The organism is Bacteroides sp. HF-4919, from assembly GCF_018860125.1.
In genome coordinates, this window is the sequence record NZ_JAHKNF010000009.1 from 146,662 (window position 1) to 168,373 (window position 21,712).

Below are 21,712 nucleotides of genomic sequence, written 5' to 3' on the forward strand. Positions count from 1 at the left end.
ATTTTTCTACCTGTATTAGATTTAACTTTCGAAGACAAAGTTAACTCTATTTTTTATAAATACAATAAACAATACTAAAAAATAATATAAAAGAAGTCCCCTGTTGGAGTGAATGTTTCCCCAATATGAATCAAAAAGTAATATAAAATGAAAATGGATGATTACATATTGTTTTAAGTTCTGATAGGACTTGGCATTTCTGCCGGCCTACTCTCTCCGAACCATGTGTTCGCTACGTCTTTAGAGACTTATGAGAACCAGTCTGTTGCTGCCATTCAGCAAGCAAGGAAGATTACCGGTACTGTAACCGATGCTGCCGGTGAACCGGTCATTGGTGCTACTGTCCTGGAAAAGGGTAATGCTTCCAATGGTACAATTACCGATATTAATGGTAAATTCTCTCTTTCTGTTTCGGGCAATGCCGTAATCAGTATTTCGTATATAGGATACATAACGCAAAATATTAAGATAACCAATCAGAGCTCACTCAAAGTGATATTGATGGATGATACCCAAGCACTGGAAGAAGTGGTAGTGGTAGGCTATGGCTCTCAGAAGAAAGCGAATCTGACCGGTGCCGTATCTTCAGTCAAAATGGATGAGGTATTAGGTGACCGTCCTATCTTGAATGCATCCGATGCTCTTCAGGGAGCTGTCCCGGGATTGTTTGTTTCTAACGGAGGTAATGCTCCCGGAACAAGTAAATCTTTCCAGATTCGTGGTGCCTATTCTGTCGGCGTCAAGAACTCGGACGGTTCATATGGTAATACCATTAAGCCACTGGTACTGATCGATAATGTGGAAGGTGATCTTGACATGGTCAATCCGGAAGATATCGAGTCAATCAGTGTATTGAAAGATGCTGCTTCTGCGGCAATCTATGGTGCACGTGCTGCCGGTGGTGTAATTGTTGTCACAACCAAACGTCCCAAAGGTGCCGCTAAATTCTCATTGAATTACAATAATAACTTTGCTTTCGGAACAGCTGTCAACCTGCCTAAGCAAGCTCCGTTGATGGATTATCTGCAAGCTTATCTGGATTGCGGATATTCGGATGCCTATTGGTCGCTCGGTTCGCCAAGTGTCAGTAAATGGATGGAGTATCTCAGTGAATACCAGAAAAATCCGTCTGCTTTCAATACGGTAGGTGATGGTATCTATATGGATGAATCCGGTGTACCTTATTATCTGAATGAGAAAGACCTCTATAAAAACTTTATGGAGACCAGCTTCCAGATGACCCATAATATTTCGGCCTCCGGAGGTACGGACAAGCTCCGTTATCGTATTTCGGGAGGATATACTTCAAACGATGGTGTGTTGATATCCGATCGTGATAAGTTTGAGCGTATGAACATCAACACCTTTATTTCGGCCGATGTGACTAATTGGTTTACTCAGGAAGTGACAATGAGCTATGCTCACAGTTTGCAAACTTCACCTGGTGGAATGGGTGGTGTGTATAACACCCGTTTGATTTCATACTATCCCGAAGGAGATTTGCCGGCATCGGTTAATACTTTGGCAAACGAAGACCTTCCTTTGTTTACCCCGCGGAATCAGATTTTACTGTCGAATCCGGTAAACAACAATAATGATAATCCACGTATCTTCTTGAAATCCATTCTGAAACCGCTTAAAGGGCTGGAAGCAGTATTTGAGTATACGTTCGATAAAAACATTTATGATTATCATTGGTATACAGGGCAGTATGATTATACCACTATCCAGGGAGGAAGCTCTAAATCTTTTGTAGACGATTATCTGAGAAAATACAAACAGCATACGAATTATAATGCTATCAACGTGTATGCTACGTATAGTAAGAACTTTGGCAGTCATAATTTTAAAGTAATGGCCGGATTCAATCAGGAATCGAGCTATCAAGAGACTTTGGATGCCTACTCATACAATCAAGCTGTGATTGATGTGCCGGCAATGGGCTCCGGAACCGGAACCATCAAGACTACTGACTCATATAGTGAGTATGCTGTACGTGGTGGCTTTTTCAGGGTTAACTATAACTATCAGGACAAATATTTGCTGGAAGTAAACGGGCGCTATGACGGTTCTTCCAAATTCCCGAAGAGTTCCCGTTTTGGCTTCTTCCCTTCAGTGTCAGCCGGCTGGCAGATAGCACAGGAGAAGTTTATGGAGTCTACACGTAACTGGTTGGATGGGTTGAAAGTCCGTGCATCATATGGTGTTATTGGTAACCAGAATGTGAATCCATATACATTCACTCCGACCATGAGTGTCAGCAATAAGTCTACCTCCTGGATTATCGATAATACGTATGTTACCTCTATCAGCTCGTTGCCTGCATTGGTAAGCCAGAATTTTACCTGGGAAAAAGTAGGTACGGTCAATGTCGGACTGGACGTGAATCTATTCAATAATCGCCTGAATGGTGTATTTGAATGGTATCAGCGTAATACTAACGGTATGCTTGCTCCGGGCGTACAGTTGCCTGCTGTTGTAGGTGCCAGTGCTCCTTACCAAAATACGGCCGATATGCGTACCCGAGGTTGGGAACTGAGCCTGAACTGGCGCGACCAGATTGGTAAAGTAGGATATCGTCTTGGTTTTAACCTCTCTGATTATAAGTCGAAAATTACCAAATACGATGACAATGCGGCCACTAAACTGTTAAGCAGTTTCTATCCCGGACAAGTGATGGGTGAAATATGGGGTTATGTAGCAGACGGCTATTATACAGTAGATGATTTTGAAGATACTTCGTCCTGGAAACTGAAGGAAGGCATAACTTCGATTAATGGTTATAACGTCCGCCCGGGTGATGTGAAATTCAAAAATCTTCGTGATGATGAAAGTTCTACTAATGTTATTACAAGCGGTGACAACACATTCGATAATCCGGGTGACCGCAAAGTGATTGGTAATACGACTCCGCGTTATCAGTATGGTATTAATCTGGGAGCCAACTATGCCGGTTTCGACCTGAATGTTATTTTGCAGGGAACTGGAAAACGTGATTACTGGATCTCGAATGTTCTGACTTTCCCGATGAACGGTGATAACTTTATTCCTCTATTCGATGGGCTGGATGACTATTGGAAGCCGAAAGACCCGGATAACGGTGACTGGACAGCAGTTAATCCGAATGCTAAGTATCCCCGTCTGTATGGTAACCGTGGTAATTCAGGATCAAATCTTCGTCAAAGCGACAAATATTTGTCCGATGCTTCTTACCTCCGTATCAAGAACATTACTCTGTCCTATAACCTGCCCAAAAAGTGGCTGTCTCAGATCTTCCTGTCACAAATGAAAGCGTTTGTCAGTGTTGAAAACGTAGCTACTTTCACCTCTCTGCCTTCGGGTATCGACCCGGAAAGAATAGAATGGAACTATCCGGCATTCCGCACGGTTTCATTCGGTATAAATGTCACATTATAAACTCTAATCTGATACACGAATATGAAAAAGATATTATTGTTTTTAACCCTTTTCGCGGGGATGATGCTGTCGGGATGCAACGATAGTTTCCTGGAGAAATATCCTGTAACCAGCCTGACGGAAGAAAATGCCTTCAAATCTTATGACAATTTTAAGGCCTTTATGTGGCCATGTTATGAAATGTTTTCTAATACGAACATTGCTACTTCTACCACTGCAATCGGGCGTAATTCTCATTACTTGGGTGATGTGTATGCCGGATATCTGAATCAGCGCGGAGCCAGCAGCCAGAATAAATATGCGTTCCAAACGGTGACTAATGCTACATCAGGTAATGGATGGAATTTTTCCACCTTTATCCGCCGTATTAACCTGATGCTTTCACATGTGGATGCTTCTGATATGACGGAAGCTGAAAAGAATCACTGGAAAGCCGTCGGATATTTCTTTCATTCATTCTGGTATATGGAGCTTATCGATCGTTTCGGTGATGTGCCTTGGATTGATAAACCACTGGATGAAACCTCAGAAGAGGCTTATGGTACCCGCATGCCACGCTTTGAAGTAGCCGATAAAGTGCTGGAGCGTTTACAATGGGCTGAAGAGAATATCGGTGATGCATCGGTTTACGAGAAAAAAGACGGTTCGAATACCATCAATCGCGACTGTGTGCGTGCAGCTCTTTCACGTTTCACGCTGCGTGAAGCTACCTGGCGTAAATATCATGAACTGGGAAGTTATGATAAGTATTTCACTGAGTGTATCCGTGTATCCAAACTGTTGATGGCAGACTATCCGACATTATATTATGGAACTGACGGACAACCGGCAGCCGGATATGGTGAGATGTGGACCACAGAGGACCTGAGTAAGGTACAAGGCGTTATTCTGTATCAGCAGTGGCTGGAAACAATAAAACCGGGACACTCGTGCTATTATGAACATACTTCTTCGCACGACATAGAAATGCATCAGGGAACAGTGGACCTGTATTTGTGTAAAGATGGAAAAACTATTTCTCACTCAGATTTGTATAAGGGAGACAAAGATATTTATTCTACTTTCCGCAACCGTGACCCGCGTATGTATCATACCATCATGCCTCCTTATAAAGTGAAAGACGGTAAGGGAGATTATGCTACATGGTCTTATACCAGTGATCCCGCCGACCGTGAATATATCGACATCATGGGAGCGAATGAGTCGTGTAGCAATCCGGGTATCGGTATGAAACGTTTACCGGGACAGAACTGGAGTGCTTCATTGGTACGCCGCGTTCCGAATTTGCAGGGAGGCGCACAATATACGATTGAAGGAAAGAAATATGGACCACATGCTTATGTTGCTTGCCGTTCGGGATATTATGTATGGAAAAACTGGGATAACTGGGAAGAAAATTATAACAATGCCCAAGTGAACACTGCCGATAAACCTGTCTTTAAAATTGAAGAGGTTTTGCTGAACTATGCCGAGGCTATGTTTGAGACCAACCAGTTCACACAGACAATTGCTGACGAGACAATCAATAAATTGCGTAAACGTGCCGGTGTGGCCGATATGGTAGTGGCGCAGATTGATGCTAATTTTGATCCGAATCGTGGAAAATATTATCCGAAGGGAAATGATAATGGAATTCTCGTTGATCCGGTATTGTGGGAGATCCGTCGTGAACGTATTATTGAACTGATGGGAGAAGGATTCGGTTTCTACGATGTACGTCGTTGGAGAATGGCTCCTTGGTTTGTGAATATGCAGCAGAAAGGTATGTGGATTTCGAAGAGCGAACTCAGCTCACTGACACTGCTTAACGAAATGACCGGAACATCGGATGGGGCAAATGGATCTATGACCGAAGGTTATATCTATCTGTTCAACGATCCGTTGAAAGAAGGAAAAGGCTGGCTTGAAAAATATTATCTCTATCAAGTCCCGTTGGAAGAAATAGCGCTTAATCCTAATCTGACTCAAAACCCGGGCTGGGAATAGAAAGATCTTTATCCGTTCTTTTAAATTAAACAATGAGAGAAGAAGAGTGGCGAAACTGGCTTTAGTAGCGCCCTCTTCCTTCTGTTTTGAAAACTTTAAATACATATCATGAATCAGAAATTATTACTCGGAAGTGCATTGCTCGTAGGGATGGTTTCTACACAACAAACGTTGGCACAGAAAAAGAAAGCACAGGGGCAAACCCGCCCTAACGTTGTTTTTATACTGGCTGATGACCTGGGGTACGGAGATTTGAGTTGCTATGGGCAAGAGAAGTTCGAAACCCCTAATATCGACCGATTGGCACAGAATGGCATGCGTTTCACCCAATGTTACTCGGGAACAACGGTTAGTGCTCCCTCGCGTTCGTGCCTGATAACCGGAACCCATAGCGGGCACACAGCTATTCGCGGGAACAAAGAGCTTGCTCCGGAAGGACAATTCCCATTACCGGAAAACTCACAGACCATCTTTAATGATTTTCGTAATGCAGGTTATCGTACAGGTGCCTTTGGCAAATGGGGGCTTGGCTACATCGGTTCGGCGGGTGATCCTAACAAACAGGGAATCGATCAATTTTACGGATATAACTGCCAGTTGCTCGCCCATAGTTATTATCCCGACCATTTGTGGGATAATGATAAACGTGTCGATTTGCCGGATAATAATTTAAACGTGCAATACGGAAAGGGAACTTATTCGCAGGATCTGATTCATTCTAAAGCATTAGCTTTCCTGGATGAAGCTGCTAAGGATAAAGATAAACCGTTCTTTATGTGGTATCCTACTATTATCCCGCATGCCGAACTGATAGTACCGGAAGATAGTATTATCAAGAAGTTCAGGGGGAAATACCCGGAGAAACCCTATCGTGGAGCAGAGCCCGGCAGTCCCGGTTTTCGTAAAGGGGGATATTGTACCCAGTTCTATCCGCATGCTACTTTTGCTGCAATGGTTTACCGGTTGGATGTGTACGTAGGGCAGATTGTACAGAAACTTAAAGATATGGGAGTATACGATAATACCATTATTATTTTCTCAAGTGATAATGGTCCTCACATGGAGGGCGGTGCCGATCCGGATTTCTTTAACAGTAATGGTATCTGGCGCGGATACAAACGTGATGTATATGAAGGTGGTATTCGTGTACCTATGATTATATCGTGGCCTGGACGTGTACAGCCAAATACGGAAACCGATTTCATGTGTTCATTCTGGGATTTGATGCCTACTTTCAGGGAAGTATTGGATCCGAAAGTGGATACTCGGAATATGGATGGTGTCAGCATACTTCCTTTGTTGCAAAACCGCAAAGGGCAGAAAGAGCACGAATATCTTTATTTTGAATTTCTTGAGATGAACGGACGCCAGGCTGTCCGCAAAGGCGATTGGAAACTCGTTCATATGAATATACGTGGAAACAAACCCTACTACGAATTGTATAATTTAGCTTCGGATCCGTCAGAGAAACACAACGTGCTGAACCTGTTCCCCAAGAAAGCGGATGAGCTGAAGACAATTATGAAAGAAGCTCATACAGAAGATCCTAATTGGCCTTTATTTCGATAAATAGTGATTGATAAAGTTGTCAAAATGAAAGGCAAGCATGTATTGCTTTAAAAGGAAGGGGCTGTTATGTGATATAACAGCCCCTTTATATATATAGTCAGGTACCTCTGCTCTTTTTAGAAAGCAAGACCTACCCTGAAGCCGAAGTTGTTCAGTTTGTCTACATTGTAAGTCAACACGTTGGCTTTGTTGGTAGCATAGCTGTAATAAACAGCGATGTGCAGGCCCGGGCCATATGCCCAAGGGTAAACGTTCAGACCGAGTTCCGGTGATACGTAAAATCCCCAAGTATTGTCGCGGGTTTCGAACATATTGTAGTTAGAACGTACTTTCGCATAGTTGGCACCTAGTTTGACACCAAAGTAAGGCTGCCATGCTCCCCCACGATTCAACTGATAGCGTGCGGCGGCACCAAAAGGTAACTGGAAGATGGTATGCTGCTGGTCAGTATTCACGGTTCCTTCGCCCACAGGGAAAGTTGCGCGTGGGAAGTATTCGTGATTGCTGCTATAGTTCATAAAGAGCCCCAGTCCGAGGTTAGGGGTTACAAAATAACCGCCTTCGAAGTTCATACCCCATCCACTGGCTTTATCGGCAAAGTGATTTTTCAATGGCACGTTGAACTGCCAGTCCACGTTAGCGTATCCATTATCTGATAACTGTGCCTTGGCCGGCATGGCAAAGGCCAGAGCAAGGGCCGCTATGGCCAGTACTCTAAGAGAAATATATTTCATTGTTTTCATAACGGTTCTTAATTAAATTATTTGTTAGTGAGATAAGGTGACTGTGCAAACGACTGATTGATTGCGCGAACAACCAGAGTCTGGTTCACTTTGCCGGAATAGCTTGCAGGACCGCTCAGGAAGCTGCTCCACAGAACCGGAAGTTTCTGATTATCACCTTCGGGAGCCTTCAGGTTCATGATTTCAGTCAGGAATGAGTTGGTTGTAATGCTATAGTTCACAACATACGGATAGTACCAACCGCCCCAGTTACCCCAGTAAGGTGCATCCCAATAGCCGGGATAGTTCCACCACCATTCGGGTTGTCCGTAGTCGGTAAAGTAATAAGTACTCTGAACGTAACTAATCTGCACGCCCAGATCGGCAGCATCTTTATTGTCAGTATAAGCAAAACCTTTGCTGTTCAGGTTATCTTTGTATGCATTGATAATGGCTGCTGCTGCTTCACCTTTCCAGTATTCCGGATCTTTTTTATCTCCTATTACGAGAACGCTGTCAGGGATGTAGTACGTGCTGAACTGTTTAAAGTCAGCTTTCTTGTCGTAGTTGGTATAAACCAAATAGTCATTGTCCAATTTGTCCATGTCAGGGTCTTTTTCGCAAGCTGCGAATGCAAAGACCGCCAATAAGATGGGAATTAATCTCTTCATATCTTTATAATGTTTAGGTTATTAAAAAAATCTTGCCCTGGTACCTTAAGGCGTTTGCAGAAAATAACAAGACTCTTGTTAAAAGGTTCGCAAAGAATAATGTTAAAATGCAGTATGATTACTTGGAGCCTTTGGTGAAGGATCTATCTTTGTACAAAATTAAAACCGAAATAAATATGAAGAACCTACGCATCTGCCAGACATTTTCTCTTTGGCTCGTTTTGCTTGCTACATCTTTGTCTCTATCCGCCCAAACAACTTTATTGGATAAGTTGGGTAAGATTACCGAAATCACCAAGACCCAACCCTTGGAATCTACAGAGTTTGTTGAGAAATATGTGGCTTATTTCACCCAGCCGTTAGATCATCATCATCCAGAGAAGGGCTCTTTCAGTCAGCGTGTTATTGTTTCCCATGTCGGATTCGATCGTCCTACTGTGATGGTTACCGAAGGTTATGGCGCTTCTTATGCTTTGGGAATCAATTACCGGGAAGAGCTATCAAAACTATTTAATACCAATATGATATTTGTGGAGTATCGCTATTTCCTCGAATCGACTCCTACTCCTAAAGATTGGCAATATCTGACAGCCGAGAACTCTGCTGAAGATTTACATGCCGTGCGCGAGGCTTTCCGCTCCATCTATCCCGGTAAGTGGATTGCTACCGGCATCAGTAAGGGAGGACAGACAGCGATGCTTTATCGGACTTTCTTTCCCGAAGATGTGGATATCTCTGTTCCGTATGTGGCTCCACTCTGCTATGGAGTCGAAGACGGGCGTCACGAACCATTTTTAAAGATGGTATCTACTCCTGAGGCTCGTGAGAAAATTGAGAATTTTCAGTTGGAAGTGTTGAAGCGTAAACCTACTTTGCTACCTCGTTTTGAGAAGTATTGTGCCGGAAAGAAATATAAATTCCGCGTTCCTGTAGAAGAGATTTATGATTATTCAGTACTCGAATATTCGTTTTCTATCTGGCAATGGGGGACCCCGGTCGATCAGATTCCTGCAATTACAGCCTCGGATGACGAACTCTTTAAACATTTGCTTGCAATTAGCGAACCGTCTTATTTTGAGGAAGAGGGTGCCAATACTTCCTTCTTTGTCCAAGCTGCCCGCGAGTTGGGGTATTATGGGTATGATATCCGTCCATTCAAAAAATATCTTACCATTAAAACCAGTGAAGATTACTTGAAGCGTTTGATGCTTCCTGAAGAACTCGGCAATATGAAGTTTGATAAGACTCTGAGCCGGAAAATAATTCATTTCCTAAAGAAAAATGATCCGAGGATGATCTTTATCTATGGGCAGAATGATCCATGGACGGCAGCAGGTGTCACTTGGCTGAAAGGAAAAAAGAATATTCATGTCTTTGTGCAACCAGACGGAAGTCATTTGGCCCGTATCGGCACTTTACCTCAAAAAGAGAAAGAGGAGGCTATCGAGTTGATAAAAGAATGGTTGGAAGAGTGATTCCATTCTTACCCTTCTGTAAATGAATAGAAAAGTTACAGGGGCGTTTTCACCACAGATTACACAAGTTTATACAGATGAAAAACAACTGGATTATTGCCCATACAGATAATCAGTGTAATCTGTGGTGATCTCTGATGTTACAAACTTACATCAGCGGTTTCAATATCTCCGGCACCTCTACTTTGTCCAGGTCCAGTTCGTCTAAACGCTTCTTTCCCGCTTCTGTCAGGCTGAAATACATTTGACGTTTGTCTACTTCACCCAATGCACGTCGGATGAGTCCTTTATCTTCTACCGCACGGATGACTTTCGAGGTATGCGACGGAGCCATTTCCGTTCGTTCGGATATGGCGGTCGATGTAATCTCTTTTCCGGCTTCGCGCAACGCACATAGCACCATTGCTTCGTTAAGCGATATTGCATACATCTCCTCAAATGCTGTTTCGAATACAGAGAGAGCTTTGTAGATATCGCGCATTTTACATATTGTATTCATACTTCTTTATTAAATAAACAAATTGATGTTAGCATTATCGGCACGCTCCATGTAAGTGGCTACTCCACCTACCGTAACTTCGTCGAGCAGTTCTTCACGTTTCACTCCCATGACATCCATCGACATCTGGCAGGCTATGAATTCCACACCGTTTTCCAATGCCTGTTGCCGCAGGGATTCCAGTGAGTCGATGCCCTTGCGGTGCATGATGTATCGCATCATCTTTCCGCCCATGCCTCCCATATTCATTTTCGACAGCTTCAGTTTCAGTGAACTCGATGGTAACATCATTCCGAACATCTTGCCGAAAGCGTCTTTCTCTACCTTGTGTTTATGAAGTTTCTTAATCACATTCAGTCCCCAGAAGGTAAAGAAGATAGTCACTTTCTGTCCGGTCGCAGCCGCACCGTTGGCCAGGATGAAAGTAGCAAGCGCCTTATCCAGATCGTCGCTGAACATAATCAACGTTTTTCCTTTGCTGTCACACGTTGTAGTGAGACTACAGGCTTTGGGCTCTCCTTTTTCAATAATTACTACCGACTTCCCGTCTGCACTCTCTTTTGAGATGAAATTATTTCCGGTCGAGTTGCACCATGCTGCGGCATCTCGTGAGAATCCCGGGTCTGTAGCTACAATTTCCACTCGTTCTCCCGGGGCGAGTGTATCCATTGTTTTCTTCATTTTCAAGATTGGGCCCGGACATTGTAATCCGCAGGCATCCACTCGGATGATTTTAGACATTGCAACGGGTGCAGCCTGCATCTTTTCAGCAGAGGCAGGCTGCTTTACCTGACTTTCTTGAGTAATAGACATGTTTTCCGTTGCTTCATCTTCGTGCAGGATGATAGGAGCAGTAGCTGCACGGTATGTTTTCAGTCCGCCGCAAAGATTATATACATCTTTGAAACCATGCTGAATCAGGATACGGTAAGCGAGATACCCTCTCAACCCTACGGCACAGAAAGTATAAATGGGTTTCTCAGAAGGTATTTCGTCCATACGGTCGCGTATTTCATCCAACGGGATATTGACCGCTCCCGGCAGCGAACCCAGTGCGAATTCATCCGGTGTACGCACGTCCAGCAAGAATACGTTTTTCAGTTCGATGTCTCTCAGGTCACGCCAGTATATGGGTTTCACTTTGCCAAGGATGATGTTTTCGGCTACATAACCGGCAATAGCCACAGGATCTTTTGCCGAAGAGAAAGGAGGGGCATATGCCTGTTCCACTTTCATCAGGTCATAGATCGTTCCCCCGTGCTTGATGACGAGTGAGAGTTCGTCGATTCGCTTGTCCACACCATCGTATCCCACAATTTGCCCGCCATACAACTTGCCTGTTTGAGGATCGAAAGTTATCTTGATACTCATCGGCATAGCGTTCGGATAGTATCCTGCATGTGAAGTCGGATGTGTTGTTGAAGAAGCGTATGAGATGCCCGCTTGTCTCAGCCGCTTGCCGGGAAGGCCGGTAGAGGCTACCGTCATGTCAAATACTTTTGCGATGGATGTACCGATGGCTCCTTCATAAGAGATTTTCGCTCCCAGCAGATTGTCGGCAACGATACGTCCCTGGCGATTAGCCGGTCCGGCAAGATAGTTCAGCCAGGGTTTGCCCGTAATGGGATGGCGGAATTCAATGGCATCACCGATGGCATAAATTGATTCATCGGAAGTCTGCAAATTGTCGTTCACTGCGATGCCACCCGCTTCGCCGATTGTAAGCCCGGCAGCCCGTGCCAGTGTAGTTTCCGGACGTACACCGATGGAGAGGATCACAATATCCGCCGGAATAGACTGTCCGTTTTTGAAGATCACTTTCACCTCTTTGCCTGCTTGTTCGAACGAAGCCACAGCCTGTTCCAGATATAAGTTTACACCTTTCTCCATCAAATGCTGATGAACCAGTGCCGCCATTGAAAAGTCGATGGGTGCCATCACCTGGTTGCCCATCTCGACAATAGATACTTGTGCTCCCAATGCATGCAGGTTTTCTGCCATTTCCAGTCCGATGAATCCGGCTCCGATCACGACAGCCCGGCGGGGAGGCCGACTGTTGACGTATGCTTTAATGCGGTCGGTGTCTGCTACATTCCGCAAAGTAAAGATACCGCTTGAGTCAATGCCCGGTAATGGTGGGCGTACAGGAGATGCACCGGTGGATATTAACAGTTTGTCATAACTCTCCTCGTAAGTGTCTTCACTCTTAAGGCGGACGGTCACTGTCTTTTTTTTCCGATCTATAAAAATAACTTCATTTTCGGTACGTACATCCACTCTGAAACGTACTCCGAAAGCCTCAGGCGTTTGCACGAATAACTTCTCGCGGTCTTCAATAACGTCACCTATATAATAGGGTAGTCCGCAGTTGGCATAAGATATATATTTTCCTTTTTCCAGTAAGATGATTTCTGCTGTTTCATCCGAACGTCTGATGCGAGCCGCAGTAGTAGCTCCTCCCGCTACGCCTCCAATAATAATGATCTTCATTTGAATATGTTTTCGTTTTAAAATAGTTTCCTTTGGAAATAAACGTTTATAGGCTTCAAAAGGTTCATGGGACGTACAGGAAATTATCCGGCATCCACTCTCTTATCTTACTGAGATATGGTTGATTTAAAAGACGGCTCTTTTATCCCGTTATTATCTGTGGACAGACATGAGGATATTCGTATTCTCAATATCCCTATATTAGTCAACTTTTCTTTAGAAGAAAAGATGGTTTGTCCGTGTTGTTCCACTTACTGCGGTTTAATGTCGGGGCACATGTATGAGAGACCATTGTAGCTGAAGGCTTAAACAAGGTATCGTTCAGTAGTTGCAATGCCTCTTTCTTATCTTCTGCTTTGATAACAAGAGAAACGTCGTTATTATTACTACCATAAGAAATCATCAAAATCGGGATGGCTGTCAGAGCGTTTAGGATTCGGGTCTCCAATCCGGTATATTGCCATTGTATGTTTCCAATGACCGACAGGATGCACATACGGTCCTTTACTACCGTAGTTGCGTATCGCGAAAGCTCATGCAGGATATTTGGTAGATGTTCTTTATCGTTGATGGCGACGGATACATCCGAGCCGGACGAAGTAAAAAGGCACAGGGGAGTGTGGTATTTTGCAAAAACATCGAATATCTTGCTGATGAACAAGTAGGGACGCAATGTCCGGTTCGACTGGAATCTGATGTAACAAATACCGTCTCTGGCAGTAATGGTTTTTATACTTTCTCCGCTCTGTATGTGTGAAATCAGAGTACCCTTTTCCGTGGGATCCATTGAACAGAACAGGCGTATCGGTATATTGCTTTCTCTTGCCGGGAAAATGCAGCAGGGATCGAATCCCGTTCCTCCGCAATGGGCGAATCGTTCGGCTTCGTCGAAACTGAGTTGTGTAACCATAGCCGGATGTTTCACGAAATGCGGATCACAACTGTGTATGCCATTACCACCTATCCATAGCCGTATTTCTTCGGTCCGTAGGGCGGCTCCGATTAATGTGGCAGAAGCATCGTCTCCACCCGGCTTGAGAAAACAGGTTTCGCCATAAGCATTCCGGCAGAGGTGTCCTTGGGTAAGAAACACGTTGATGTGTTTGTTGTCTTCCATGGATGTGTGCAGTTTTTTATTGATGTATTCCAAGTCAGGTTCTCCTTCCGGAGTCAATCGCATAAAGTCAAGACTGTTAAGCAATAGATTATTGATTCCCCGTTCTTTCAAATAAAGGCTTGACAGCATGCTGCTTATGAATTCTCCTTGCGACAATATGTCTTTTTCATCGACCGATGTAAAACGTTGCCGGGTAAAGTTCCATAGGGTACGGAAGCGGTCGATGATGGAGTCAACAGCTTGTTGTTTGATCGACTCGTCGTTGAATAGTTCGTTAGCGAAATCAATGAATCTGAATTCCAGTTTGCTTATTTCGTCATGCGCCCGTTCTGTATCTCTGCTGAAAAGATGTGCTGCTATTTTCGTTAGATGCTCCGTAGTTTCTGTAGGGGCAGATAGAACGATTATTTTGGGTGTACTGTCGTTGACCAGTTGGAGCATTTCCTGCATTCCCCGGATTGAACCAGTGGGAATATTACCGAATTTGTAGATCTTCATTTTTTTGTTTTTGAGTTATACGATATATTTTCTTTGTTCGTTACCCCTTTCCATTTTAGGTTGTTTTTATCAAAATGGGAGGGAATATAAGTACCTGTTCCGGCTGTATCTTGCCCATTGAAAGCGCTGCTGTACTATTTGTAAGGCAGATTAGATGAATTTTCAGGGGCTATGTCATGAATGAAAGATCAAAGTATATGCCATTGAAGGTTGTTTTTTTCCACAGTCCGATCATTTGCATTGTAGTAGAAAACCATTATATTTGCACACCCTGTTTTTTACCGTTCACGTTTTAACTTATCAGACATGAGTAAAATTCTAATTATAGATGACGAAGTTCAGATTCGTGGTCTGCTGGCCCGTATGATGGAACTTGAAGGTTATGAAGTGTGCCAGGCCGGCGATTGCAAGGCAGCGCTCAGACAATTGGAACTTCAAATGCCCGACGTGGCTTTGTGTGACGTATTTCTTCCGGATGGAAACGGGGTAGACCTGGTGACGGAAATAAAGAAAAAAGCACCCGGAGTAGAAATCATCCTGCTGACGGCTCATGGTAACATACCCGACGGTGTGCAGGCCATTAAGAACGGAGCTTTCGATTACATTACAAAAGGAGATGATAATAATAAGATCATTCCTCTCATTAGTCGTGCTGTAGAGAAAGTGCGAATGAATATCCGTTTGGATAAGCTTGAGAAAAAAGTCGGACTGATGTATTCGTTTGACACTATACTTGGCGAATCGAAGGCACTGAAAGAAGCGGTGTCACTGGCACGTAAAGTATCAGTGACTGATGTCCCTGTGTTGCTGACAGGTGAAACAGGGACCGGAAAGGAGGTCTTTGCCCAGTCGATACATTATAACAGCAAGCGGTCGCAGCAGAATTTTGTAGCGGTCAATTGCTCTTCATTCAGTAAAGAGTTGCTGGAGAGTGAAATGTTTGGGCATAAGGCGGGTTCGTTTACCGGTGCGTTGAAAGATAAGAAGGGGCTTTTTGAGGAAGCCAACAATGGAACAATCTTTTTGGATGAGATTGGTGAGATGGCTTTTGAATTGCAGGCCAAACTATTGCGCATCCTCGAAACCGGTGAATATATCAAGATAGGAGATACGAAGCCTACCCGCATCAATGTACGCATCATTGCTGCTACGAATCGGGATTTACCTGCTGAGATAGCAGCCGGACGCTTCCGTGAGGACTTGTTCTATCGCCTTTCTGTATTTCAGGTACATCTTCCGCCTCTGCGTGAACGTACGGGGGATATTAAGATTCTGGCTGAATCGTTTGTCCGTTCTTTCTCGGAGAAGCTTTCACATCCGGTGGGTACTATTACGCCTGCTTATCTTGAGGCTTTATGTCAACAACCGTGGAAAGGCAATATCCGCGAATTGCGTAATGCCATCGAACGAAGTCTGATTGTCTGTGAGGGTGATTGTTTGGATGTAGACGACCTTCCGCTTGAAATACAGAACAGCCATTATGAAAAGTCTGATGAAGGAATGCCGGGCAGCTTTGAACTTTCAGCCATGGAACGCAGGCATATTGCCAGGGTATTGGAGCATACCAAAGGGAATAAGACTGAAGCGGCACGTTTGCTGAAAATCGGATTAACTACCTTATATCGGAAAATAGAAGAATATAAACTTGGCAGTTGAGCGGACAGGAATATACTTGCTTGCCCGGGTTTATGCTTTTCTCCCTTTCAAAATAAAACATACCTTTTCAAAATGATAGGGTATCCTTGCACTGACGAGGATACCCTATTTGTTTTATCTGTCTGTATGTTAGTTGATTATGCTAACTCTCTTCATTTTTGGCACACATTTGGCATTAATTGTTTCAGGTAAAACAGAAATATAAACATTCTAATTAAAAGGTAAAGAACATGGGAATAACAGTTTCATTTATTTTCTGCCTGTTGAGCGGCATCGTCTGCTTCTGGCTGTTTTGGAAATGTGTCGATTGGTTTGAAACAATTTAAAGAGAGAGGAGAATTAAGTTTATGTACACAACACTATTTGTAATAAGTATTACACTTTTCGGCTATTTGGCGTATGTGCTCATTCGGCCTGAGAAGTTTTAATTGGAAGTAAAGCAATGAATACAGAAATTTTAGGAGTGGCGGTGCAAATCGTCCTAATGGTGGTCTTAGCTTATCCGTTGGGACGTTACATAGCCCGGGTTTATAAGGGAGAGAAGACTTGGTCGGACTTTATGGCTCCTGTAGAGCGAGTGATTTATAAGATATGCGGTATAAATCCGCAAGAGGAGATGAATTGGAAACAGTTTCTCAAAGCCTTGTTGATTTTGAATGCCTTCTGGTTTGTATGGGGAATGGTACTGCTGGTATCACAAGGTTGGCTGCCACTCAATCCCGATGGTAACGGACCTCAGACACCCGATCAAGCATTCAATACCTGCATCAGTTTCATGGTAAACTGCAATTTGCAACATTATAGTGGTGAGAGCGGATTGACTTATTTTACCCAGCTGTTCGTTATTATGCTGTTCCAATTTATCACTGCTGCTACAGGGATGGCCGCTATGGCCGGTATCATGAAAAGTATGGCTGCCAAATCCACCAGAACAATAGGTAACTTCTGGCATTTCCTGGTAATAAGCTGTACACGTATTTTATTACCTCTTTCGTTGATTGTCGGTTTCGTCCTGATTTTGCAGGGAACACCGATGGGATTTGATGGTAAGATGAAGGTGACTACCCTGGAGGGACAGGAGCAGATGGTATCGCAAGGACCTGCGGCTGCAATTATCCCTATTAAACAACTGGGAACCAATGGTGGCGGTTACTTCGGGGTTAATTCTTCACATCCGCTGGAGAACCCTACTTATCTGACTAATATGGTTGAATGCTGGTCAATCTTGATCATTCCGATGGCAATGGCGTTGGCTTTGGGCTTCTATACCAATCGCAGAAAGTTGGGATATAGCATCTTTGGAGTGATGCTGTTTGCTTATCTGGCCGGAGTTTTCATTAATGTTCAGCAGGAAATGGGAGGTAATCCACGTATCGATGAGATGGGAGTTGCTCAGGATCATGGTGCGATGGAAGGCAAGGAGGTAAGGCTTGGGGCCGGAGCCACAGCATTGTGGAGTGTTACTACAACGGTTACCTCTAACGGATCAGTCAATGGCATGCACGATTCGACTATGCCGCTCAGTGGAATGGTCGAAATGCTGAATATGCAGATTAACACTTGGTTTGGTGGTGTCGGTGTCGGATGGATGAATTATTATACTTTCATTATTATGGCCGTGTTTATCAGTGGCTTGATGGTGGGACGTACACCTGAGTTTCTGGGAAAGAAGGTAGAAGCCCGGGAGATGAAGATTGCAACTCTCGTTGCTTTGCTCCATCCGTTTGTTATCCTTGTGTTTACTGCTATTTCAAGTTACGTTTATACACATCATCCCGATTTTGTAGAGAGTGAAGGAGGCTGGTTGAATAACCTCGGTTTCCACGGGCTCAGCGAACAACTCTATGAATATACCTCTTCGGCAGCCAACAATGGTTCCGGTTTTGAGGGGTTGGGTGATAATACTTACTTTTGGAACTGGACATGTGGGATTGTGCTTATCCTGAGCCGTTTTATTCCAATTATCGGTCAGGTAGCCATTGCGGGACTTTTGGCACAGAAAAAGTTTATTCCCGAAAGTGCCGGTACATTGAAAACGGATACTGCGACTTTTGCCATGATGACTTTTGCTGTTATCTTTATCGTTGCAGCCTTGTCTTTCTTCCCTGTGCATGCATTAAGTACGATTGCCGAACATTTAAGTTTATAAGAATAGCAGGATAATATAGTTATGAAAAATAAAATGTCAGCTTCTATGTTTCAAAAGGAGCAAGTAATGGAAAGTATCAAGCAATCGTTTGTGAAGTTAAATCCGCGAATGATGGTAAAGAATCCGATCATGTTTACAGTAGAGATAGTTACCTTTATTATGTTGGTGGTGACGGTGTTCTCTCTGTTCACTCCGGAGTATGGTGCTTTCGGATATAATTTGTGTGTATTCCTGATTTTGTTTATCACTTTGTTGTTTGCCAATTTTGCCGAAGCGATAGCCGAAGCCCGTGGCAAAGCACAAGCGGATAGCCTGCGTAAGACACGTGAGGAAACTCCTGCCAGACTGGTGATGGGTGACAAGATTCAGACGGTGAGCAGTTCAATGCTGAAAAAGGGAGATATTTTTGTGTGTGAGGCAGGCGATACGATTCCTGCCGATGGAGAGATTATCGAAGGATTGGCTTCGATTGATGAAAGTGCCATTACCGGTGAATCTGCTCCTGTGATTCGTGAAGCAGGTGGAGATAAGAGTTCGGTGACCGGTGGAACTAAAGTGCTTTCGGATCACATCAAGGTATTGGTGACACAACAGCCCGGTGAAAGTTTTCTCGACAAAATGATTGCTTTGGTAGAAGGTGCCAGCCGACAAAAGACACCGAACGAGATAGCTTTGACCATTCTGTTGGCCGGTTTTACACTTGTGTTTGTCATCGTTTGCGTCACTCTGATTCCGTTTGCTGATTATACCAGTCTTGAGCATCCTGGAACGGCCATCTCGATCGCAGCTATTCTTTCTCTGTTTGTCTGTTTGATTCCGACTACTATCGGGGGACTGCTTTCTGCAATCGGTATTGCCGGTATGGATCGTGCACTGCGTGCCAATGTGATTACGAAATCGGGCAAGGCTGTTGAGACGGCAGGTGACATTGATACTCTGCTGTTAGATAAAACGGGTACCATTACGATTGGTAATCGTAGAGCGACAAAATTCCATTCGGCACCGGGAGTCGGTCCGCGTGAGTTTATTACGACCTGTCTGCTGGCTTCCCTCTCAGATGAAACGCCTGAAGGTAAGTCCATCGTAGAGTTAGGACGTGAATCGGGGGTACGCATGCGGAGTCTTAATACGACCGGTGCACGCATGATTCAGTTCACTGCCGAAACCAAATGTTCGGGGGTTGATTTGTCCGATGGTACACAAATCCGTAAAGGGGCTTTCGATACAATCCGTAAAATAACGGAGGCTGCAGGAAATAAATTTCCGAAAGAAATAGAAGAAGTGATAGCTGAAATTTCGGGTAATGGCGGTACACCGCTGGTAGTGTGTGTCGACCAGAAGGTAACAGGGGTTATTGAGTTGCAGGATATCATCAAACCGGGAATTCAGGAGCGTTTTGAGCGCTTGAGAAAGATGGGAGTGAAAACGGTGATGGTGACCGGTGACAATCCCCTGACCGCTAAATACATTGCAGAGAAGGCAGGAGTAGATGATTTCATCGCCGAGGCAAAACCCGAAGATAAGATGGAATATATCCGTAAGGAACAACAGTCAGGTAAGTTGGTGGCTATGATGGGCGACGGAACGAATGATGCTCCTGCGCTGGCACAGGCTAATGTCGGTGTGGCAATGAACAGTGGTACCCAGGCGGCCAAGGAAGCCGGTAATATGGTCGACCTTGATAACGATCCGACGAAGTTGATAGAGATTGTGGAAATCGGAAAGCAACTGCTGATGACTCGCGGTACGTTAACAACTTTCTCTATTGCAAACGATGTGGCCAAATACTTTGCTATTGTGCCTGCCCTGTTTATGGTGGCTATTCCAGAACTCGGTGCACTTAATGTCATGAATCTGCACAGTCCGGAAAGTGCGATCCTTTCGGCTGTTATTTTCAATGCTATTATTATTCCGATCTTAATTCCATTGGCTTTGAAAGGAGTACAGTATAAACCGATCGGAGCATCGGCACTACTTCGTCGTAACCTGCTGATTTATGGGTTAGGAGGGGTGATAGTTCCCTTTGTCGGAATCAAGTTAATCGATTTGGTAGTCAGTTTATTCTTCTAAATATTCAAACAATGAAAACATTATTAAAATCTATCAAGATAACGCTTGTGTTTTGTGTATTCTTCTCAGTGTTCTATATTCTCGTGTTATGGTTGTTTGCTCGGGTAGCCGGTCCCAATCAGGGTAATGCGGAGGTGGTGACATTGAACGGTAAAGTGGTCGGTGCCGCCAATGTCGGACAAAAATTTACGGAGGATATTTACTTTTGGGGACGCCCTTCATGTGCAGGTGACGGTTATGATGCAACCAGTTCATCTGGTAGTAATAAAGGGCCTACCAATCCGGAATATCTGGCAGAAGTGAAATCCCGTATCGACACTTTCCTGGTTCACCATCCATACTTGTCCCGTAAAGATGTGCCTGCCGAAATGGTGACGGCCAGTGGTTCGGGACTGGACCCCGATATCACTCCTCAGAGTGCTTATGTGCAGGTAAAAAGGGTCGCTCAAGCACGAGGAATGGATGTAGAGGAAGTCAGAAGGATTGTAGATAAGGCAGTGGAAAAACCATTGTTAGGGGTATTCGGAACCGAGAAAGTAAATGTATTAAAATTGAATATAGCTCTTGAAGAGACAAAAGTAAACAGGAAATGAATATGAGAAATATTATAAATAAAAACACGATTTTAACATCACTGGCACTTGTGGCTATGTGTTTTTGGGGAGGCATAAATGCAAATGCTCAACAGTTCAATGTTCAGGGCGATCTGGTAAGCTCTTACATTTGGCGTGGAATGTATCAGACAGGGGTCAGTATTCAGCCGACTCTGGGTTTCAGTGCCGGAGGCTTTTCGCTGACGGCATGGGGATCTACAGATTTTGACGGGACTTCCGCTTCGGCCGGAGCTGCTGCCAAAGAGATAGATTTGACTGCTGCCTATACTTTAGGTAATTCCGGATTGACTTTTTCAGTTGCAGATTTATGGTGGGCAGGACAGGGAGCGCGTAAATACTTTAATTTTAAAAGTCATGAAACCGCTCACCATTTTGAAGCAGGACTTACTTATGCCGTCCAGTCTGAAAAGTTTCCTTTATCTATAGCATGGTATACCATGTTTGCCGGACAAGATAAGAATGCGGAAGGCAAACAGAATTACTCGTCTTATGTCGAGTTTAATTATCCTTTCTGTGTAAAGATGGTAGATCTGAACGCAACTTGCGGTATTGTCCCTTATGCGGCTCCTCAGTACAATTGTGATGGATTTGCTGTGACCAATGTTGCTTTGAAAGGAACTACCCGGATCAGATTCAATGATACGTTTGCTTTGCCTATATTTGCACAGGCTGTTTGGAATCCTCGTATGGAAGATGCACATTTGGTGTTTGGTATCACTTTAAAACCGTGAAATCAGATATAACTTAAAAACTCATGAAGTTGTTAGCCGGCCCGTAGC

General features: G+C 44.0%; 14 protein-coding genes and 2 pseudogenes. 10 read left to right on the plus strand and 6 right to left on the minus strand.

What is annotated here, in order from left to right:
• Nucleotides 1-225 precede the first annotated feature (225 nt).
• The 3 genes from KO473_RS16120 (at nucleotide 226) to KO473_RS16130 (ending at nucleotide 6,972) form a co-directional block, all read left to right on the plus strand.
• Nucleotides 226-3,417, plus strand: coding sequence for a TonB-dependent receptor (locus KO473_RS16120; RefSeq protein ID WP_044302200.1), 3,192 nt, complete (start codon nucleotides 226-228; stop codon nucleotides 3,415-3,417).
• Nucleotides 3,418-3,438: 21 nt separating this feature from the next.
• Entirely contained in the window at nucleotides 3,439-5,403 is a 1,965-nt protein-coding gene (locus KO473_RS16125) for a RagB/SusD family nutrient uptake outer membrane protein (RefSeq protein WP_005810692.1), read from the plus strand.
• 108 nt (nucleotides 5,404-5,511) lie between these two features.
• Nucleotides 5,512-6,972: an arylsulfatase gene (locus KO473_RS16130; RefSeq protein ID WP_005778816.1), complete on the plus strand. Its 1,461-nt coding sequence runs from the start codon at nucleotides 5,512-5,514 to the stop codon at nucleotides 6,970-6,972.
• A gap of 116 nt (nucleotides 6,973-7,088) precedes the next feature.
• Here KO473_RS16130 and KO473_RS16135 read toward each other — a convergent pair whose 3' ends face one another.
• Nucleotides 7,089-7,715 carry a porin family protein gene (locus tag KO473_RS16135; RefSeq protein WP_005778814.1) on the minus strand — a complete coding sequence of 209 codons (627 nt, stop codon included), beginning with the start codon at nucleotides 7,713-7,715 and terminating at the stop codon, nucleotides 7,089-7,091.
• A gap of 17 nt (nucleotides 7,716-7,732) precedes the next feature.
• Nucleotides 7,733-8,365, minus strand: coding sequence for a DUF4136 domain-containing protein (locus KO473_RS16140; RefSeq protein WP_005778812.1), 633 nt, complete (start codon nucleotides 8,363-8,365; stop codon nucleotides 7,733-7,735).
• Nucleotides 8,366-8,541: 176 nt separating this feature from the next.
• Here KO473_RS16140 and KO473_RS16145 point away from each other — a divergent pair, with 176 nt between their 5' ends.
• A complete protein-coding gene (locus tag KO473_RS16145) occupies nucleotides 8,542-9,840 on the plus strand; it encodes a S28 family serine protease (RefSeq protein WP_005778810.1) in 1,299 nt (432 codons plus the stop codon).
• 148 nt (nucleotides 9,841-9,988) lie between these two features.
• On the opposite strand, the gene KO473_RS16150 is transcribed toward KO473_RS16145, so the two are convergent.
• From KO473_RS16150 to KO473_RS16160, 4 genes and pseudogenes are all read right to left on the minus strand, one after another.
• A complete protein-coding gene (locus tag KO473_RS16150; protein WP_005778808.1) occupies nucleotides 9,989-10,339 on the minus strand; it encodes a MarR family winged helix-turn-helix transcriptional regulator in 351 nt (116 codons plus the stop codon).
• 9 nt (nucleotides 10,340-10,348) lie between these two features.
• Nucleotides 10,349-11,077, minus strand: a pseudogene (locus KO473_RS23820) (DsrE/DsrF/DrsH-like family protein); the annotation flags it as partial.
• A gap of 80 nt (nucleotides 11,078-11,157) precedes the next feature.
• Nucleotides 11,158-12,829 (minus strand): annotated as a pseudogene (locus tag KO473_RS16155) (FAD-dependent oxidoreductase); the annotation flags it as partial.
• Between the two features lie 205 nt (nucleotides 12,830-13,034).
• Nucleotides 13,035-14,444, minus strand: a complete 1,410-nt coding sequence (locus KO473_RS16160) for an aspartate kinase (RefSeq protein ID WP_122130394.1) — start codon at nucleotides 14,442-14,444, stop codon at nucleotides 13,035-13,037.
• 306 nt (nucleotides 14,445-14,750) lie between these two features.
• Here KO473_RS16160 and KO473_RS16165 point away from each other — a divergent pair, with 306 nt between their 5' ends.
• The 6 genes from KO473_RS16165 (at nucleotide 14,751) to KO473_RS16190 (ending at nucleotide 21,664) form a co-directional block, all read left to right on the plus strand.
• The gene (locus tag KO473_RS16165) at nucleotides 14,751-16,100 is read left to right on the plus strand and encodes a sigma-54 dependent transcriptional regulator (protein WP_005810686.1); all 1,350 of its coding nucleotides are present in this window, start codon (nucleotides 14,751-14,753) and stop codon (nucleotides 16,098-16,100) included.
• 347 nt (nucleotides 16,101-16,447) lie between these two features.
• Nucleotides 16,448-16,528 (plus strand): K(+)-transporting ATPase subunit F, encoded by an 81-nt coding sequence (gene kdpF, locus KO473_RS23825; protein ID WP_080546244.1) that lies wholly within the window; start codon nucleotides 16,448-16,450, stop codon nucleotides 16,526-16,528.
• A 14-nt stretch (nucleotides 16,529-16,542) separates the two neighbouring features.
• A complete protein-coding gene (gene kdpA, locus KO473_RS16175) occupies nucleotides 16,543-18,249 on the plus strand; it encodes a potassium-transporting ATPase subunit KdpA (RefSeq protein WP_005823051.1) in 1,707 nt (568 codons plus the stop codon).
• A gap of 21 nt (nucleotides 18,250-18,270) precedes the next feature.
• Nucleotides 18,271-20,319 (plus strand): potassium-transporting ATPase subunit KdpB, encoded by a 2,049-nt coding sequence (gene kdpB / locus KO473_RS16180; RefSeq protein WP_122130393.1) that lies wholly within the window; start codon nucleotides 18,271-18,273, stop codon nucleotides 20,317-20,319.
• An 11-nt stretch (nucleotides 20,320-20,330) separates the two neighbouring features.
• On the plus strand, nucleotides 20,331-20,912 hold the full coding sequence (locus KO473_RS16185; RefSeq protein WP_005778797.1) for a K(+)-transporting ATPase subunit C: 582 nt from the start codon (nucleotides 20,331-20,333) through the stop codon (nucleotides 20,910-20,912).
• A gap of 2 nt (nucleotides 20,913-20,914) precedes the next feature.
• Entirely contained in the window at nucleotides 20,915-21,664 is a 750-nt protein-coding gene (locus KO473_RS16190; protein ID WP_005823055.1) for a hypothetical protein, read from the plus strand.
• Nucleotides 21,665-21,712: the final 48 nt, after the last annotated feature.

Coding starts and splice junctions, on each gene's coding strand:
- KO473_RS16125 (WP_005810692.1), top strand. CDS start 3,439: ATGAAAAAGATATTATTGTTTTTAACCCTTTTCGCGGGGATGATGCTG.
- KO473_RS16130 (WP_005778816.1), top strand. CDS start 5,512: ATGAATCAGAAATTATTACTCGGAAGTGCATTGCTCGTAGGGATGGTT.
- KO473_RS16135 (WP_005778814.1), bottom strand. CDS start 7,715: ATGAAAACAATGAAATATATTTCTCTTAGAGTACTGGCCATAGCGGCC.
- KO473_RS16140 (WP_005778812.1), bottom strand. CDS start 8,365: ATGAAGAGATTAATTCCCATCTTATTGGCGGTCTTTGCATTCGCAGCT.
- KO473_RS16145 (WP_005778810.1), top strand. CDS start 8,542: ATGAAGAACCTACGCATCTGCCAGACATTTTCTCTTTGGCTCGTTTTG.
- KO473_RS16150 (WP_005778808.1), bottom strand. CDS start 10,339: ATGAATACAATATGTAAAATGCGCGATATCTACAAAGCTCTCTCTGTA.
- KO473_RS16160 (WP_122130394.1), bottom strand. CDS start 14,444: ATGAAGATCTACAAATTCGGTAATATTCCCACTGGTTCAATCCGGGGA.
- KO473_RS16165 (WP_005810686.1), top strand. CDS start 14,751: ATGAGTAAAATTCTAATTATAGATGACGAAGTTCAGATTCGTGGTCTG.
- kdpF (WP_080546244.1), top strand. CDS start 16,448: ATGTACACAACACTATTTGTAATAAGTATTACACTTTTCGGCTATTTG.
- kdpA (WP_005823051.1), top strand. CDS start 16,543: ATGAATACAGAAATTTTAGGAGTGGCGGTGCAAATCGTCCTAATGGTG.
- kdpB (WP_122130393.1), top strand. CDS start 18,271: ATGAAAAATAAAATGTCAGCTTCTATGTTTCAAAAGGAGCAAGTAATG.
- KO473_RS16185 (WP_005778797.1), top strand. CDS start 20,331: ATGAAAACATTATTAAAATCTATCAAGATAACGCTTGTGTTTTGTGTA.
- KO473_RS16190 (WP_005823055.1), top strand. CDS start 20,915: ATGAGAAATATTATAAATAAAAACACGATTTTAACATCACTGGCACTT.